The sequence below is a fragment of the Pollutimonas thiosulfatoxidans genome (assembly GCF_004022565.1).
Taxonomy (GTDB): Bacteria; Pseudomonadota; Gammaproteobacteria; order Burkholderiales; family Burkholderiaceae_B; genus Pusillimonas_D; species Pusillimonas_D thiosulfatoxidans.
On record NZ_CP022987.1, the window covers coordinates 1,981,530 to 1,997,990 of the forward strand.

Consider the following 16,461-nt stretch of genomic DNA (forward strand, 5'->3'; position numbering starts at 1 on the left):
TTCGTATTTTGATAAGGGCAAGTTTGGCGACGCCAAACCGGGCTTGCGGACAGTACTTACACGGGAACCAACGGTATATCGGCAATGCGTGCTTGCCACTGCGCGGGTCCGGTCTGGTGTACCGATACGCCGCTGGAATCGACCGCCACGGTTACCGGCATGTCCTTGACATCGAACTCGTAAATTGCCTCCATGCCCAGGTCTTCGAAACCCACAACGCGCGCGTTGCGTATGGCCTTGGAAACCAAATAAGCAGAGCCGCCCACGGCCATCAGGTAAGCCGACTGGTGTCGGCGGATGGATTCGATCGCCACGGGGCCACGCTCGGCTTTGCCTATCATGGAGATGAGGCCGGTCCGGGCCAACATCATGTCGGTGAACTGGTCCATGCGAGTGGCGGTCGTGGGGCCGGCCGGGCCGACGACTTCATCGCGGACGGGGTCGACTGGGCCCACGTAGTAGATGACGCGGTTGGTGAAGTCGACGGGCAGCGTTTCGCCACGCTCGAGCATTTCCTGAATGCGCTTATGCGCCGCGTCGCGACCCGTAAGCATCTTGCCCGACAGCAATAGTGTTTGGCCAGGCTTCCAGCTTGCCACCTGCTCTTTGGTCAGCGTGTTCAGGTCGACCTGCTGCGACTTGTTGTAGTCGGGCGCCCAATGCACATCGGGCCAGTCCGCCAGCGAAGGCGGCGTAAGTTGCACCGGTCCGCTGCCGTCCAGTTCGAAATGCACGTGGCGTGTGGCGGCGCAGTTGGGGATCATCGCTACCGGCTTGGATGCCGCATGCGTCGGGAAGGTATGGATCTTGACGTCCAGCACCGTGGTCAAGCCGCCCAGGCCCTGCGCGCCTATGCCCAAGGCATTGACCTTGTGGTAAAGGTCGATACGCAATTCTTCGAGTTTGTTTTGTGGCCCGCGCTGCAACAGTTCGTACATATCGATGTCTTCCATCAGCGACTGCTTGGCCATCAGCATGGCTTTTTCGGCCGTGCCACCCACGCCTATGCCCAGCATGCCGGGCGGGCACCAGCCCGCACCCATCAGGGGCACCGTCTTGAGCACCCAATCGACCAGCGAATCGCTCGGATTGAGCATCGCGAACTTGGCCTTGTTTTCGGAGCCGCCGCCTTTGGCCGCCACCTGAACATCGACCTTGTCGCCCGCAACCAGCTCCACACTGACAATACAGGGTGTGTTGTCGCGCGTGTTTTTCCGCGTGAAGAGAGGATCGGCAAGGATGGAGGCCCGCAAGGGGTTGTCCGGATCAAGGTAGCCCCTGCGCACGCCTTCGTCGCAGACTTCCTGCATGCTGCGCCGCGTATCGAAACGCACGTCCATGCCGACCTTCAGGAAGACGTTGACGACGCCGGTGTCCTGGCAAATGGGGCGGTGGCCTTCGGCGCACATCCGGGAGTTGGTCAGGATCTGTGCAATGGCGTCCTTGGCGGCAGGGCTTTCCTCTCGCTCGTACGCACGCGCCAGATGGCGTATGTAATCGGCCGGATGATAAAAACTGATGAACTGGACCGCGTCGGCTATCGACTGAATGAGGTCGTCTTCTTTGATTATGGTTGTCATGTGCTTGGGCTATCAAAAAAAGGCTGATGGCGTGCTTACTTGCCGCGCCACACTGGAGCGCGCTTCTCTGCAAAGGCAGTGGCGCCTTCCTTGGCGTCGGCTGACGTGAAGATGTGCGCAACGCGGGGACGTTGGAGGTCGAACATATCGGCCTGACGCCAGTCGCGCGATTCGGTCACGACCTTCTTGGCTGTTTGTACAGCCAAGGGCCCGTTGGCCGCAATGATGCGCGCCAGTTCCAGCGCAACGTCGAGCGCCTTGCCGGGCTCTACCAGGCGGTTGACCAAGCCGTGTGCATGGGCGCGTGCCGCCGGCAGCATCTCGCCGGTAAGCACGACTTCCATGGCCAGGTGATAGGGCATCCTGCTGGGCAGGCGCAACATGCCGCCCGAGCCGGCCACGATGCCGCGCTTGACCTCGGGCAGGCCAAAGTTGGCGTTGTCGGCGGCCACGATCAGGTCGCAGGCCAGAGCCATCTCGAAGCCGCCGGCCAGGGCATAGCCTTCCACGGCGGCTATCATGGGTTTACGAGGCGCACGCTCACAAAGCCCGGCAAAGCCTCGGCCCTCCACTAACGGACGCTGCCCGTTAAGCGCGAAAGCCTTCAGGTCCATACCTGACGAGAACGTATTGCCGGCGCCAGTCAGTATGCCTACGACTACGTCGTCATTGGCATCCAGTCGATCAAAGGCCGCAGCCAGCTCGTGGGCGGTTTCATAATTGATCGCATTGCGAGCCTGCGGACGATTCACGGTAATGATTTGCGTGCGGTCGATTACCTCGACTTTTACGAGATCAGACATCCAAGCCTTCCTAAAGAAAAGGCGGCGCCAGGGCCGCGCGTTTTTGAGGTCGAGAACCTATCATCATACGACCAAATGAAGCATGATCGTTCAGGCGGTCACGCCAGGCTGCCCTAGTGCTGGCGCGAACCGGTTAAAATCCAGGACTTTGCGGCTTTTCGCTTTACTGGCCATCGTACATGCTCACATTTCAGCAAATAATTTTAACCCTACAACAGTATTGGGACCGACAAGGCTGCGCGCTGCTCCAGCCCTACGACATGGAGGTCGGCGCGGGCACCTCGCACACCGCCACCTTCCTGCGCGCCATCGGACCCGAGCCATGGCGAGCCGCCTATGTACAGCCTTCGCGCCGTCCCAAGGACGGTCGCTACGGCAACAACCCCAACCGGCTGCAGCACTACTATCAGTACCAGGTCGTCCTGAAACCCGCGCCGCCCGACATCATCGACTTGTATATAGGGTCCCTCAAGGCCTTGGGCATCGACCCCCTGGTGCATGACATTCGCTTTGTCGAGGACGACTGGGAAAACCCGACCCTAGGCGCCTGGGGACTGGGCTGGGAAGTTTGGCTCAATGGCATGGAAGTCACGCAGTTCACTTACTTCCAACAAGTAGGCGGCCTGGACTGCACGCCCACCATGGGAGAGATCACCTATGGCCTGGAGCGCTTGGCCATGTACCTGCAAGACGTGCAAAGCGTTTACGACCTGGTCTGGACCCAATCGGACAATGGCCAAAAAATACTCTACCGCGACGTCTTCCACCAGAATGAAGTAGAGCAGTCCACCTATAACTTCGAGCATGCCGACACCAAGATGTTGTTTGCCCACTTTAACGACTACGAAGGCGAGGCCAAGCGCCTGATCGATGTGCCGCTGGCTCTGCCCGCCTACGAAGCTACGCTAAAGGCGGCCCATACCTTCAATATGCTGGACGCCAGAAACGCCATCAGCGTAACGGAAAGAGCGGCCTACATCGGCCGCATACGCAATCTGTCGCGCGCCGTCGCGCAAGCCTATTACGATTCCCGCGAGAAACTAGGATTCCCCATGCTCGTGCAAACCGGCGACGCGGAGGCAGTCCTATGATGGACCAGACCCCGCAACCGCTGCTTATAGAACTGCTTACCGAAGAGCTTCCTCCCAAAGCCCTGCAAAAACTCGGCCTGGCTTTTGCCGAGGGCATACGCAAAACGCTGGCTGCCCACCACCTGCTGGCCACTGACTGCGCCGTGCGCGATTTCGCCACACCCCGGCGGCTGGCCGTGCATCTTGATGCGGTACTGGGGCTGGCGCCAGAGCAGGCTTATACCGAAAAACTGATGCCTGCCAAGATCGGCTTGACCGAAGATGGCCAGATCAGCCCGGCGCTGTCCAAGAAGTTGACAGCCAAAGGTCTGGGCCACCTGACTGCAGACGATCTCGTCCATGAGTCAGACGGCAAGCAAGACTACCTCTACGCCCGCGGCTTGACCAGCGGCAGCACGCTGACCCAGGGCTTGCAAGAGGCGCTGGACTACGCCATTGGCCACCTGCCCATTCCGAAGGTCATGAAATACCAATTGGCCGATGGCCGGACGAGTGTGAAGTTCGTGCGCCCCGCCCACCAACTGATGGCGCTTTGGGGCTCAGACATCATCGACGTGCAGGCGCTCGGTTTGCCGGCCGGACGCACGACCCTGGGACATCGCTTCATGTGCGCCCACCCGCTAGTCATTACTTCGCCCGATACGTACGCACAGCAACTGCAAGACGAAGGCAAGGTCGTGGCTTCGTTCAGTGCCCGGCGACAGTTGATCGAGCAAGCGCTGCATGCCCAGGCAGCCGCGCTGGATGCAACGATAGGCGATGATCCCGAAGTGCACGCATTGCTGGACGAGGTCACTGCCCTGGTCGAGTTCCCCTGCGTCTATCTTGGCGAATTTGAGCAAGCGTTCCTGCGGGTTCCGCCGGAATGCCTCATCCTTACCATGCGCCTGAATCAGAAGTACTTTCCGCTGTTCGAGCCGGGCATGGGTCGGCTGACGCATCGCTTCCTGATTGTCAGCAATATGCAGGTCGACGATCCGGTCAACATCATCGAAGGCAATCAGCGGGTGGTCCGCCCCCGGCTGGCCGACGCACAGTTCTTCTTTGAAACCGATCGCAAGCTGCCGCTGGCCGAGCGCGTTCCCGCTCTCGCAACCAGCATCTACCATAACAAGCTCGGTACGCAGCTGGAGCGCGTGGCCCGCGTACAGAAAATCGCCGCCTATATCGCAGGCCAGCTGGGCGCTGATGCAGGCAAGTGCGAACGGGCAGCCTTGCTGGCCAAGGCCGACCTGGGTACCAACATGGTGGCCGAGTTTCCAGAGCTGCAGGGTGTCATGGGCGCCTATTACGCCGCCGCCGATGGCGAACACCCGGACGTTGTCCAAGCCCTGAAAACACAGTACCGCATCCGGCTGGACGCTCCCGTCCAGGCCGATACCCTGACTTCCGCTGTCCTGTTCATGGCCGAGCGCTGCGAGACCCTTGTTGGCATCTGGGGCATAGGCCTGGTTCCCACCGGCGAACGCGACCCCTATGGCATGCGGCGCGCCGCGCTCGGGCTGATCAACGCCTACGAGCAGTTGCGCGAAGGCGCTTATCTGAAGGTCAGCAACAGCCTTTCGCTGGGCCTGAACGAACTGCTGGCCTTTACTGCGGGGCTTTATGCGCCGGGCACGCTGGCAGCAGACACGGCAACGCAGGTGCAGGCCTTCATTTTCGAACGCTATCGCAACCAGTTGGCCAACGACCACGACCGCAGTGTCGTCGACGCCGTACTGGCGCTTGAGCCGCCCTTGCATCAGGTGCACGAACGCATACGCGCGTGCGAGCACTTTGCCAAGCAGCCGGAAGCAGCCAGCCTCGCCGCGGCCAACAAGCGCATAGGCAATCTGCTCAAGAAAGCCGATGACGTGCCGACGCAGGTCGATCTGGCACAATTGCACGAACCGGCGGAACAGGCGCTGGCCGATGTCATGGGACGGCTCGAGCCGCAGGCCCGCCAGCAGTTTGCCAACGGAGACTTCGTCGGCAGCCTGGCCACCATGGCGCAGGCGCGAGACGCCGTCGACGCTTTTTTCAACGATGTCATGGTCATGGCAGAGGACCCCGCAGTACGGGCCAACCGGCTTGCGCTGCTGAACAGCCTGCATCAGGTCATGAACCAAGTTGCCGACATATCGAGGCTGGCGCAGTGAAACTTGTCATACTGGATCGCGACGGCGTCATCAATCAGGACAGCGCCGCCTTCGTCAAGCACCCCGACGAATGGGTGGCCCTGCCAGGCAGCCTGGACGCCATCGCCCGACTGTCACAGGCAAATTGGCGCGTGGTCATTGCCAGCAACCAGTCAGGCATCGCTCGCGGCCTGTTCGACATGGATGGGCTCAACGCCATCCATGCAAAGCTGCGCCGCGAAGTCATTCAGGCCGGCGGCATGATAGATGCCATTTTTGTTTGCCCTCATGGCCCTGATGATGCCTGTGATTGTCGCAAGCCCAAGCCCGGCATGTTCCGCGATATCGCCCGCCGCTACGATATCGACCTGACAGGCGTACCCGCCGTTGGCGACTCTTTGCGCGACCTGCAGGCCGCTGCCGACGCCGGTTGCCACCCCTGGCTCGTCATGACGGGCAACGGGCGAAAAACCTGGGACAACGGCGATTTGCCCGCCGGCACGCGCATGGCTGCCGACCTGGCCGCAATCGTCGACCAATGGCTGGCCGGGGACTCGTGATGGCCGTGCTGCGTGCGACGCTTTATCAGCTTTTCCTCATCATCACGGTCATTCCCTACGCCTTCGCCTGCGTGTTGTGGTCGCCCCTGCCGCTGCGCTGGCGTTACCGGCTGACGGTGGGCTGGCCCAGGCTGGCCGTCTGGGGCGCCAAAGTCATTTTGGGCATCCGATGGCAGCTGAAAGGCGCAGAAAACCTGCCGGACGGCCCTGCCATCCTGCTGTCCAAGCACCAGTCTGCCTGGGAGACCTTGTTTTTCCCGGCCTACATGCCGCGCGAACTATGCTTCGTCTATAAAAGAGAGCTCCATTGGGTGCCCTTTTTTGGCTGGGGCCTGGCACTGTTGCGCATGATACCCATAGACCGGTCCAAAGGACGAGACGCCTTCGAGCAGGTTGTGCGGGTGGGCCGGCAGCGCATCGACGCCGGTCGCTGGCCGATATTGTTTCCCGAAGGCACCCGCATCGCACCCGGCAAGGCGGGGCGCTACAAAATGGGGGGTGCCCTGCTTGCCACCCGCACCGATACGCCGATTATTCCCGTGGCCCACAACGCCGGCGAATGCTGGCGCCGCAAAGCTTTCATCAAGAAGCCCGGCCTGATCACCGTCTCGATCGGTCCCCTGATTCATCCGAATGGCGAAAGCGCCGAAGCGGTCAATGCGCGCGTCCGAGACTGGATAGAAGCGGAAATGCGCGTGCTGAATCCCGAACGCTATGGACCTGACTGAACAATTGGATCTGTTTCCGGACAACCCGGCGCCGGCGAGCCGCCAGGCGCCCCCGCCCGTAGCTTTATTGCACCCCGTCTCTGAAGCAACGCCCACGCCGCGCCCACCGAGCTTGCCGGCCAATGCACGCTGGCGGGAGGTGCAGGCTCCGCAGCAGGTCATCGGCTACGTCTTGCAGCGCTCGCGCAGGAAAAGCATAGGCCTGATGGTCAACGACGACGGCTTGCAAGTCACCGCCCCGACCTGGGTGACGCTAGGCCACATAGACTCCGCCGTCATCGAGAAAGCGGCGTGGATTTTGCGCAAGCTGCGGGCACGTCAGGAGCGCCAAACGCATCTGGCCACGGCTGACACCTTATGGCAGCATGGCGGCAGCGTGCCGTATCTGGGAAAGCGCATCTCATTGCTGCTGGATGGCGCACAGCAAACAGCCGTGTTCGAGGGGCAGCCGTACGCGCCGCAAGACGGCGACGCCTTGCGCCTGGCCTTGCCGGCCGACGCCGATCGGCACCGGGTTCGGGACACCGTACATACCTGGCTGCAACAGCAGGCACAAGCATGGTTCGAGCAGCGCCTGCACTACTTCCTCGAGCAGAATGACCTGCGCATCCGGCGCTGGCGACTCTCGTCAGCCGCCACCCGTTGGGGCTCGTGCAGTTCGGATGGAAACATTATGCTGAACTGGCGGCTGATACACTTTGAGCATGACATCATCGACTACGTCGTTGCGCACGAGGTCGCTCATTTGCGCCAGATGAATCACAGCAAGGAATTCTGGCGCGAGCTCGAGCGTATCTTGCCCGGCTTCGAACGCGCGCGCGATGCGCTGCGCAAGCACGATCCGGGCTCGCTGCCGCTGATCTGAAACCACGCTTTTTAGGAAACCAAGATGCGTTTACTCCACACCATGTTACGCGTGGGCGATCTGGATCGCTCGCTGGCCTTCTACACCGACGTGCTCGGCATGAAACTGCTGCGCCGGAAAGACTACCCCGACGGTAAGTTCACGCTGGCTTTCGTCGGCTATCAGGACGAAAGCGAAGGCGCGGCCATCGAGCTGACCCATAACTGGGACACCTCTTCCTATGACCTGGGCAACGGCTATGGCCATATCGCGCTGGAAGTCGAAAACGCCTACGACGCCTGTGCCCGCATCAAGGAAAAAGGCGGCAATGTCACGCGCGAGGCGGGCCCCATGAAGCATGGACAGACTGTCATTGCATTCGTGGAAGACCCGGACGGCTATAAGATCGAGCTGATACAGCGTAAGGACCGGCAAGACTAAACCGGGCCGTCCGCCTGTGCCGGGTGGCGTGCAAATTCGCCCGGCGCAAAATCGTCCACCTCGATGACTTCGGCCACCGCAGCCTCGACGGCTTCCAGCATCTTTGCCTGCTCGTCGGTGATGGCGCCCTTGGCATGCGCCAATCGCCAGTCCTTCAAGCCCGCGTTGCGGATACGATCGAGCAGCGGCTGGGCATGAACCACCAGGCCAAAGGCGCGCTCCAGTTGCTCGACGCTGCGGCTATCATGGCCTTCCCATACCGCGCCCACCAGGCGATCGCGGGTATCGGAGGGTTCTAGCAGTATGTTGGCGCATGCCGCGGTGAGCTTGTCTGGCGGCATGCCTGCTCGCGTACCCGGGGGCAACAGCAGCGCCCGCAGCACCACGGCAAGCGCCTGCGACGGGAAATTCAGCAAGACTTCGTCCATGCGCTTTTCGATCGTGGCATAGCCTTGCAGGGCACACCATCGCACCAGGGGCAGGTCGGACTCATGACGTCCCTCGTCATGCCAGCGTTTGAGCACTGCAGACACCAGGAATAATTCGGCCAGGATGTCGCCCAGTCGGGCCGACAGCATCTCTTTGCGCTTCAGTGATCCACCCAGGGTCAACAGGGCAACTTCGGAAACCAAGGCAAAGCCGGCAGCATAACGTGACAGCCGCCGGTAGTACTTGGCGGCAGCACCCGCCCCGCGCGGCACGGAGGCGAACAGCCCGGCTGTCCAGGCCTGGCCCGTGGCACGCAGCATATTCCGGGTGCTGTGGGCCAGATGCCGCCAGATGACCGCATCGAAGGCATCTTCGCCTGCTGTCTGGTCGGGATTCGCCAGCGCGAGGACTTCCTGCATGAGATAAGGATGGGCGCGGATCGCCCCCTGGCCGAACACAATCAGGTTGCGCGTCAGGATATTGGCGCCTTCCACGGTAATGGCGACCGGGATTGCGCGATACAGATTGCCCAGGTAGTTGGAGGGTCCGTCGATGACGGCCTTGCCGGCATGGATGTCCATGGCATCATTGACTGACTGCCTCATGCGCTCGGTGGCGTGCAGCTTCATGATGGCCGACACCACAGCGGGTTTGTAGCCCAGCGCCAGGCCCGCGCAGGTATAGCGTCGTGCCGCCTCGACCACATAGGCATTGGCTGCCAGTCGGCCCAGTTTTTCCTGCACTCCCTCGAACTTGCCGATAGGAATGCCAAACTGGGTACGCACACGCGCATAAGCGCCGGAAGTATGCGCGGTAAAGGTGCACGCGGCGGCGGAAAGCGAAGGCAGGGATATTCCGCGCCCGGCCGCAAGCGCGCTCATGAGCATCTGCCAGCCTTTGCCTGCCTGCTCGACGCCGCCGATGAGCGCATCCAGCGGTACGAATACGTCTTTACCCTCTGTGGGGCCGTTCTGGAATGCCTGCATGGATGGCAGGTGCCGACGACCCGTCTGCACGCCAGGTAAATTCGTTGGCACCAGGGCCACCGAGATGCCGGGTTCGGGCTCTGTGCCTATCAGGCCGTCCGGGTCGTATAGTTTGAACGCCAGGCCCAGCACGGTCGCGACCGGACTAAGCGTGATGTAGCGCTTGCGCCAATTAAGCAGTATGCCCAGGGTGACTACCCCATCGATCTCGCGATGGCAGACCACACCGGTGTCTACCATGGACGCCGCATCAGAACCCGCTTCGGGGCTGGTAAGCCCAAAGCAGGGCACTTCTTGCCCTCGGGCCAGTCGAGGCAACCAGTAATCGCGCTGCGCCTGCGTACCAAACTGCATCAGAAGCTCGCCGGGGCCCAACGAGTTGGGCACCATGACGGTGACGGCGGCCGTCGCAGAACGCACCGAAATCTGGCGTACGACTTCAGAATGGGCATAGGCGGAGAACCCCAGCCCGCCGTACTCGGTCGGGATGATCATGCCAAAGAAACCTTCCTGCTTCAGGAATGCCCATACCTCGGGTGATAGATCGCCGTCCTGCCACGATATTTGCCAATCGTTCAGCATGCGACACAGTTGCGCCACCGGGCCATCCAGGAAAGCCTGCTCGGCATTGGTCAAGGCCACGGGCGGCGTGTCCAGCAAGACGTTCCAATCGGGCTTGCCGGAGAACAGTTGGGCATCCCACCAAACGTCACCGGCCTCGATGGCCTCTTGCTCGGTGGACGATAGCCGCGGCATGGCGTCCAGCGCCATCCGGTATAAAGGCTCTGTCAGCCACTGACGACGCCAGGCTCTCCAGTTCATGATGCTCCCTTACTGTGCATTGTTGCTTAGTACTGATTATCCCCTGAAAGTGCAACGCCTGAATAGCACAAGACGGTCCGGCCACTCCTGACAGGCATACTCTGCGACAATCATGCACTGACGATCAACGCCTTTCGCGACGCTCCATGCTCAATACACTTTGGTTTGCTTTCTTTGCCGTGGCCGCAGTTTCCGGCCTGTACCAGTGGGTGGTACTGCAGGACGCAGAGGTCTTTGCGCGCATCGTCCTCAGCTTGTTCGACATGGCGGAACTGTCGGTCCAACTGATGATATTGCTGTTCGGCACCTTGACGCTGTGGCTGGGATTTTTGCGCATTGCCGAGACTGCCGGACTGATCGATCGCCTCAGCCGCCTGCTGACGCCGCTGCTTTGCAGGCTGATGCCCGAAGTACCGCCAGGCCACCCTGCCCTGGGCCTGATCACACTGAACTTCGCGGCCAACGGACTGGGCCTGGATAACGCCGCCACCCCAATAGGCCTGCGCGCCATGCGCGAGTTGCAAACCCTGAACCCTGATCCCAAATCCGCGAGCAACGCCCAGATCCTCTTTCTTGTCCTGAACGCGTCCTCACTGACACTGCTGCCTGTCACGATATTCATGTACCGCGCCCAGCAAGGCGCCGCCGATCCGGCCCTTATCTTTCTGCCTATCCTGCTGGCAACCAGCGCCTCGTCTTTCGTCGGCCTGCTGGCGGTGGCCTTCATGCAAAGAATCAAGCTGCACGATCCGGTCGTCCTGGCCTGGCTGGGCGGCCTCGTCCTGATCCTGGGCAGCTTCATGGGCTTGCTGGCCACGATGAGCAGCGCGACCCTGGCCGCCACCTCTTCCGTGATGGGCAACCTGACACTCTTTGGCATCATCATGTGCTTTCTTGCCGTAGGGGTGTACAAGAAGCTGCCCGTTTACGAGTGCTTTATCGAGGGCGCGCGCGAGGGCTTCGACATTTCGAAGAACCTCTTGCCCTATCTGGTCGCCATGCTCTGTGCCATCGGCGTATTGCGCGCCTCGGGTGCTCTGGATGTGGCCCTGGAGGGACTGCGCTGGGCCATAAGTGGCGTAGGCATGGATACCCGCTTTGTCGACGCGCTACCCACCGCGCTGGTCAAGCCGTTTTCTGGCAGTGCCGCCCGCGCCATGCTGATCGAAACCATGCAGCATTTCGGTGTCGACAGCTTTCCTGCGCTGGCAGCGGCGACGGTACAAGGCAGCACAGAAACCACCTTCTATGTGTTGGCGGTGTACTTCGGGGCTGTGGGCATCCAGCGGGCCCGCCACGCGGTGGGCTGCGCGCTGCTTGCCGACCTGGCCGGCGTCATTGCCGCCATCGGCGTGTGCTACTGGTTCTTCGGGTAGTACGGTCCAGCTATGCCGACAGCACGCCTGCAGCCAGCAGGTGGTCGCTCAAGGCGATGAACTGCGCCACGCTTAAGGCTTCCGCCCGGGCTGTGGGCGCAATGCCCAGACCATCCCAATCAATCAATGCCGACCAGTCGGCAAGACCCCGGCGCAACATCTTGCGCCGCTGCGCAAACGCGCGCGCGACCAGCTGCTCGAAGGCCTTGTGGCTTTTCGGCTTCAAGCGACTATCAGGCAAGGGCACCATACGCACTACGGCCGAGACCACACGCGGCGGCGGGTCGAAGGCCTCGGGTGATACATCGAACAGCTTGTCCATCCGGTACCGCGACTGCAGCATGACGGACAAGCGGCCGTAATCGCCCGACGACGGCGCCGCCACCATGCGGTCTATGACTTCGCGCTGCAGCATGAAGTGCTGGTCCTGCACCTGTTCGGCACAGCCGATCAGGTGAAACAATAGCGGGCTGGATATGTTGTAGGGCAGATTGCCGACGATGCGCAGGTTCTGGCCCAGGGCGGCAAAGTCCACCGTCAGGGCGTCTGCCTGCAATACGGTCAGTCGGTCTTCCGGGTAACGCCGGCGCAGGCCGGCGGCCAGGTCGCGGTCGATCTCGACCACAGTCAGATGATCGAGCGCCCGCATCAACGGTGCCGTCAATGCCGACAGACCCGGACCGATCTCGATCATGGCGTCATCAGGCCGTGGCGCGATACCGCGCACAATGGCCTCGATGACTCCTTCATCGACCAGGAAGTGCTGTCCAAAGCGTTTACGGGCCTGATGGGCCATATCAGCGTTGATTACGGTTCGATTGCGGATCCAGGCGATTGTCGATATAGGCCCCGCCGCGCAACTGGCTCAGCCAGTCTTCATAGGCCGGCTCGACGCGTCGCTCGAACAGCATTTGGCGCGCCTGCATGCGCTTGAACTCTTCTTCCATGTTCTTGGTACGGCGCTCGAGCACCTGGATCAGATGCCATCCAAACTGCGACTTGATCGGCTCGCTGATCTGGCTGGGCTGCAGGGCGTTCATGGCTTGCTCGAAGGCCGGTACGGTCTCTCCGGGCGTCAGCCAGCCCAGGTCTCCGCCCTGTGGCGCCGAGACGTCTTCGGAATATCGCTTGGCCAAGTCCTCGAAGCTTTCGCCGTTGACCAGTCGCTGGCGCAACTGCTCGAGACGGGTCCGCGCTTTGTCGTCGGACATCACTTGCGTGGTCTTGACGAGTATGTGCCGTGCATGGGTCTGGGTCACCATCATGGGGCCTTGTGCTTGCGCAGGAGCTTGCTGGCGGATGTCCAGCGGCCGGTTGGCTGCAGGCTGGCCTTGCGCCGGCTGACCACGGGTGAGCACCTTCAGGATATGAAAACCGTTGCCGCTTTGGACAATATCGCTGATCTCGCCTGCCTGCAGATCGCGCGTGGCATTGACGAACAAGTCGGGCCAGCCTTCGACCGGACGTACGCCGAGTTCGCCGCCCTCAAGAGCGCGGGGCCCGTCGGACGAGGAAGCCGCAACGCCGGCGAAGTCAGCCCCGCCCCGTACGCGCGCCAGCAGGCCCTCGGCCTTTTGACGCAGTTCCTGCACCGTAGCAGCAGTCGAGCCTTCGGGTACCGTAACGAGTATCTGGGCCAGCCCAAGTACCTGCGGACCACTCTGCTGCGCCGGCACAGGAGCTGCCGGGGGTGCGACAGCCGGCGCCGCATTCATCTGCCGGCCCTGGCTTTTCAGGAATGAATCGATCTCGGCATCGGAAATATTGATGGTGCTGTCCACAGTGCGCTGGCGCAACATATCCATGCGCACTTCCTGACGCACATTGCTCAGATAGGTATCCCAGTTGACGCCGGACTTTTCGATTTCCTGGCGCAATTGATCGACATTGAGGCGATTGCGCTGGGCAATGGTCAACACCGCCTGCTGCAGTTGGGCGTCCGACACCCTGATGCCCAGTCGCTCGGCCTCCTGGCGCTGAAGCTCTTCGGTGATCATCCGTTGCAGCACCTGCTTTTGCAGCACACTGTAGTCGGGCAGTGGTATGTTCTGGCGGCGCAACTGCTCCTGCGCTTCTTGCGCCTGAGTATTGACCTGCTGCAGGGTAATGACCTGCTTGTTGACGACAGCGGCGATGCCGTCGACAAATTGCTGCGACGCAGGCGCCGGGGCCGGGGTGGCCGGCGTCGCGGCCAGTGCTGCGCCGACTGACAAGATGCCGGCGACGCCCATCAGAGCGAGCACAAGCCAGCGCTTAGCATGCAGACTACGCATTATTCATACCTCTCGAAGGTGGTTTTTTCGGGTACTGGTGGAGTGATGGTTTCGTAACCGGAAATCCGCTCACGCAACAAGCGCATGGGGTCGGTGCCCAGCGAACCGAGGCCGGAAAGCTCTAACTGGAAGAACATGGCAGTGTTGGCCTTTTCGCGAGAAACCGCGTAGCGCTGCATGACTACCCGAGCCGTCCAGCAGCAGTCGCCACGGTACTCCAGCCCCAAAATGGACTGCGTTCCGCGTTTTTCCTGCAGGGAGTAATCGTAGCGCCCCAGCGCATATATTTTATTCGTCAACGGCCATTGACTGGCTACAGAGACTTGCTCTTGGCTGTTGTCGATATAGCCGGGGCCATATACGACGAAGGGGTCGGTGATTTGAACCGGGTCGCGCTTGTAGCGATATGACGCCGATATCGTGGCCAGCCGCTTGGGCACCCATCGGAATCCGGCCGTCATGCGGTTTCTGTCCCTGGACTCGGGATTGAACTGCGCGCCAAATCGTACGCTCAAGGTATCGGTAAGGGCCGCCGCGGCGCCGACCAGGTAGTCAGACTTCGTGTCGGTACGCCCTTTGTCGCCGGGATACAAGGTGACGAGTTGGTCTCGAAAATAAATGCGCTGGGCGGCTGACAGCGACAGACGCTCGAACCCCGAACCGGCGTCCAGCCAGCGGGTGGTCAGGCCCACAGTAAGCTGATCCGCATCGGCAATGCGGTCCCATCCGCCGCTGAAGACGTTCTCGTCGAAAGCTTGCGCAAAGTTGAAGTCTGCATAATACGTGTCGAATATCGGCAGCTCGGACTGATCGCGATAGGGAACACGCAAATAATAAAGACGTGGCTCCAGCGTCTGGATGCTGTCGTTGCCGAACAGGCTGGCGTCGCGCTCAAAAGTCATGCCGGTATCCAGGGACATAATCGGCAGCACGCGCGACTGTGTCTTCGATTGCGGCCCGGTTGCGGCAACGAAAGGCTGCGAAAAACCATGCCAGTCCATGTTGTACTGGCTCATGTGCACGCCGACCTTGGGTGTGACATACCATCCGGCCCTGACAATGGGATAGGCTACCGAGGTATACGAGCTGAACCGGGTCCCGTCATACGATTGGTATGGCTCAAGACCAACCGGACCAGGATAGTCGTGCGTGTTGTACTTGAACTTGGGCATCACGAAGCGTGTTGCGTAGTTGTCCGACTGCACATCGAAGCCGCCCCAGTTGTAACGTGCACCCCGAACGTAAAGCTCTGGCAACTTGTCGTACTGCGGCAGCAGATACGACGACGTGCGATCTTGCAGGGTTTGGTACGAGTATGCATACAACGACGTGCTGAAATACTTGGCACCGCTCCAGGTCAGGCCGGCGCTGCTGGGCAAGTAGGTGTAGCTGGCTTCGTTCAGGCCGAATGAAGAGAAATCCCGAAAATAGTCGTCGTCGGATACGCGCCGAATATCGAAGGAGGCATTCACCCCGCCCCCCAGGCTGTGCGCATGCTGGAAGGCGTAGTACCAGCGCTTGCGATCTGCCACCTGATCATTGGTCAGGTAGGTGCCATACACCTGGCCCGAATAGCCTTCGCCCAGATAACGGAACTCTGCGCCCAACTGCATGCCGCGCTTGGCCATATAGCGCGGCGTGATGGTCGCGTCGTAATTGGGCGCGATATTGAAGTAGTAGGGCAAGGTCAGCTCGAAGCCGCCCGAGCTTGATGTTCCGTAAGTGGGTAGCAAGAAGCCTGACTTGCGCTCTTTCTTGATCGGGAAGCTTAGCCAGGGTGAATACAGAATGGGCACGTCCTTGAAATACAGCACGCCGTGCCGAGCAATCCCCTCGTTGTCGTCGAAATGCAGATCCACCTGCGGCGATTCGATATACCACGATGGATCGGGGCAAGGGCAGCCCGAATAAGTCACGTCGCTTAAGCGCATGTGGTCGCGGCTGTAGATATCGGCCTGCGTAGCGGTGCCCGCACCGCCTGTGGCGCCCAGCCAGAAATTCGGGTCACTGATCTGACCGGTTTCACTGTCGACGTTATAAGTAAGCTTGGGCCCCTTGATGACGCTGGCGTCGCGCAGAATGAGCCCGTTGCCGCGTACGTGAACCTGACCGGTCGAACGCTCGTAGTCGATATGATCGCCCTTGACGATGGAATCGATACGGCGCACCTGGGCCGAGCCAGTCAGGATGATTTTGTCGTTCTCGTCGGTTTCCATCTTGTCGGCCACCAAAAAAGCCGACATATCGTCTTCGTTGACGTTGCGATGTATTTGCAGATTCGGCGCCACGCGAAGTTCGGCGACAGGCGCGCGTGCCCGGGCCGGCGCGTCAGGCTGCTGCGCCTGCACTGCCGATGCACCGCCCACAGCGAAAAGTACTGCCCACCAAACCGAACGCACGAGTAACTGTCT

The 16,461-nt window shown here is 61.0% G+C and carries 13 protein-coding genes; 7 read left to right on the forward strand and 6 right to left on the reverse strand.

What is annotated here, in order from left to right:
- Positions 1-56: 56 nt before the first annotated feature.
- Together CKA81_RS09505 and CKA81_RS09510 are read right to left on the reverse strand one after the other, a co-directional pair.
- A complete protein-coding gene (locus tag CKA81_RS09505) occupies positions 57-1,580 on the reverse strand; it encodes a fumarate hydratase (protein WP_128355045.1) in 1,524 nt (507 codons plus the stop codon).
- A gap of 35 nt (positions 1,581-1,615) precedes the next feature.
- On the reverse strand, positions 1,616-2,383 hold the full coding sequence (locus CKA81_RS09510) for a crotonase/enoyl-CoA hydratase family protein (RefSeq protein ID WP_128355046.1): 768 nt from the start codon (positions 2,381-2,383) through the stop codon (positions 1,616-1,618).
- A 179-nt stretch (positions 2,384-2,562) separates the two neighbouring features.
- Between CKA81_RS09510 and glyQ the strand changes: the two genes are divergently transcribed.
- From glyQ to gloA, 6 genes are read left to right on the forward strand one after another with little or no spacing between them, the layout of a single operon-like run.
- Complete coding sequence (glyQ, locus tag CKA81_RS09515; RefSeq protein ID WP_128355047.1) at positions 2,563-3,474, forward strand: glycine--tRNA ligase subunit alpha; 912 nt, start codon at positions 2,563-2,565, stop codon at positions 3,472-3,474.
- Positions 3,474-5,612: a glycine--tRNA ligase subunit beta gene (glyS, locus tag CKA81_RS09520; RefSeq protein ID WP_164878459.1), complete on the forward strand. Its 2,139-nt coding sequence runs from the start codon at positions 3,474-3,476 to the stop codon at positions 5,610-5,612. The genes glyQ and glyS overlap by 1 nt, the downstream gene beginning before the upstream one ends.
- On the forward strand, positions 5,609-6,151 hold the full coding sequence (gene gmhB / locus CKA81_RS09525) for a D-glycero-beta-D-manno-heptose 1,7-bisphosphate 7-phosphatase (protein WP_128355049.1): 543 nt from the start codon (positions 5,609-5,611) through the stop codon (positions 6,149-6,151). The genes glyS and gmhB overlap by 4 nt, the downstream gene beginning before the upstream one ends.
- Positions 6,151-6,879: a lysophospholipid acyltransferase family protein gene (locus tag CKA81_RS09530; RefSeq protein WP_128355050.1), complete on the forward strand. Its 729-nt coding sequence runs from the start codon at positions 6,151-6,153 to the stop codon at positions 6,877-6,879. The genes gmhB and CKA81_RS09530 overlap by 1 nt, the downstream gene beginning before the upstream one ends.
- Entirely contained in the window at positions 6,866-7,744 is an 879-nt protein-coding gene (locus CKA81_RS09535) for a M48 family metallopeptidase (protein ID WP_128355051.1), read from the forward strand. The genes CKA81_RS09530 and CKA81_RS09535 overlap by 14 nt, the downstream gene beginning before the upstream one ends.
- A gap of 24 nt (positions 7,745-7,768) precedes the next feature.
- The gene (gene gloA / locus CKA81_RS09540) at positions 7,769-8,164 is read left to right on the forward strand and encodes a lactoylglutathione lyase (protein ID WP_128355052.1); all 396 of its coding nucleotides are present in this window, start codon (positions 7,769-7,771) and stop codon (positions 8,162-8,164) included.
- Here the strand turns inward: gloA and CKA81_RS09545 are convergent.
- On the reverse strand, positions 8,161-10,401 hold the full coding sequence (locus CKA81_RS09545) for an acyl-CoA dehydrogenase (protein ID WP_128355053.1): 2,241 nt from the start codon (positions 10,399-10,401) through the stop codon (positions 8,161-8,163). The two genes, gloA and CKA81_RS09545, sit on opposite strands and share 4 nt — an antisense overlap.
- A gap of 146 nt (positions 10,402-10,547) precedes the next feature.
- On the opposite strand from CKA81_RS09545, the gene CKA81_RS09550 reads away from it, so the two are divergent.
- A complete protein-coding gene (locus CKA81_RS09550) occupies positions 10,548-11,777 on the forward strand; it encodes a nucleoside recognition domain-containing protein (RefSeq protein ID WP_128355054.1) in 1,230 nt (409 codons plus the stop codon).
- A 10-nt stretch (positions 11,778-11,787) separates the two neighbouring features.
- On the opposite strand, the gene rsmA is transcribed toward CKA81_RS09550, so the two are convergent.
- Genes rsmA through CKA81_RS09565 form a run of 3 tightly spaced genes read right to left on the reverse strand, consistent with a single transcriptional unit; the run spans position 11,788 to position 16,449 of the window.
- Positions 11,788-12,573 carry a 16S rRNA (adenine(1518)-N(6)/adenine(1519)-N(6))-dimethyltransferase RsmA gene (gene rsmA / locus CKA81_RS09555; RefSeq protein ID WP_128355055.1) on the reverse strand — a complete coding sequence of 262 codons (786 nt, stop codon included), beginning with the start codon at positions 12,571-12,573 and terminating at the stop codon, positions 11,788-11,790.
- 1 nt (position 12,574) lies between these two features.
- The gene (locus CKA81_RS09560) at positions 12,575-14,053 is read right to left on the reverse strand and encodes a peptidylprolyl isomerase (protein WP_164878460.1); all 1,479 of its coding nucleotides are present in this window, start codon (positions 14,051-14,053) and stop codon (positions 12,575-12,577) included.
- A complete protein-coding gene (locus CKA81_RS09565) occupies positions 14,050-16,449 on the reverse strand; it encodes an LPS-assembly protein LptD (RefSeq protein WP_128355057.1) in 2,400 nt (799 codons plus the stop codon). The genes CKA81_RS09560 and CKA81_RS09565 overlap by 4 nt, the downstream gene beginning before the upstream one ends.
- Positions 16,450-16,461 lie beyond the last annotated feature (12 nt).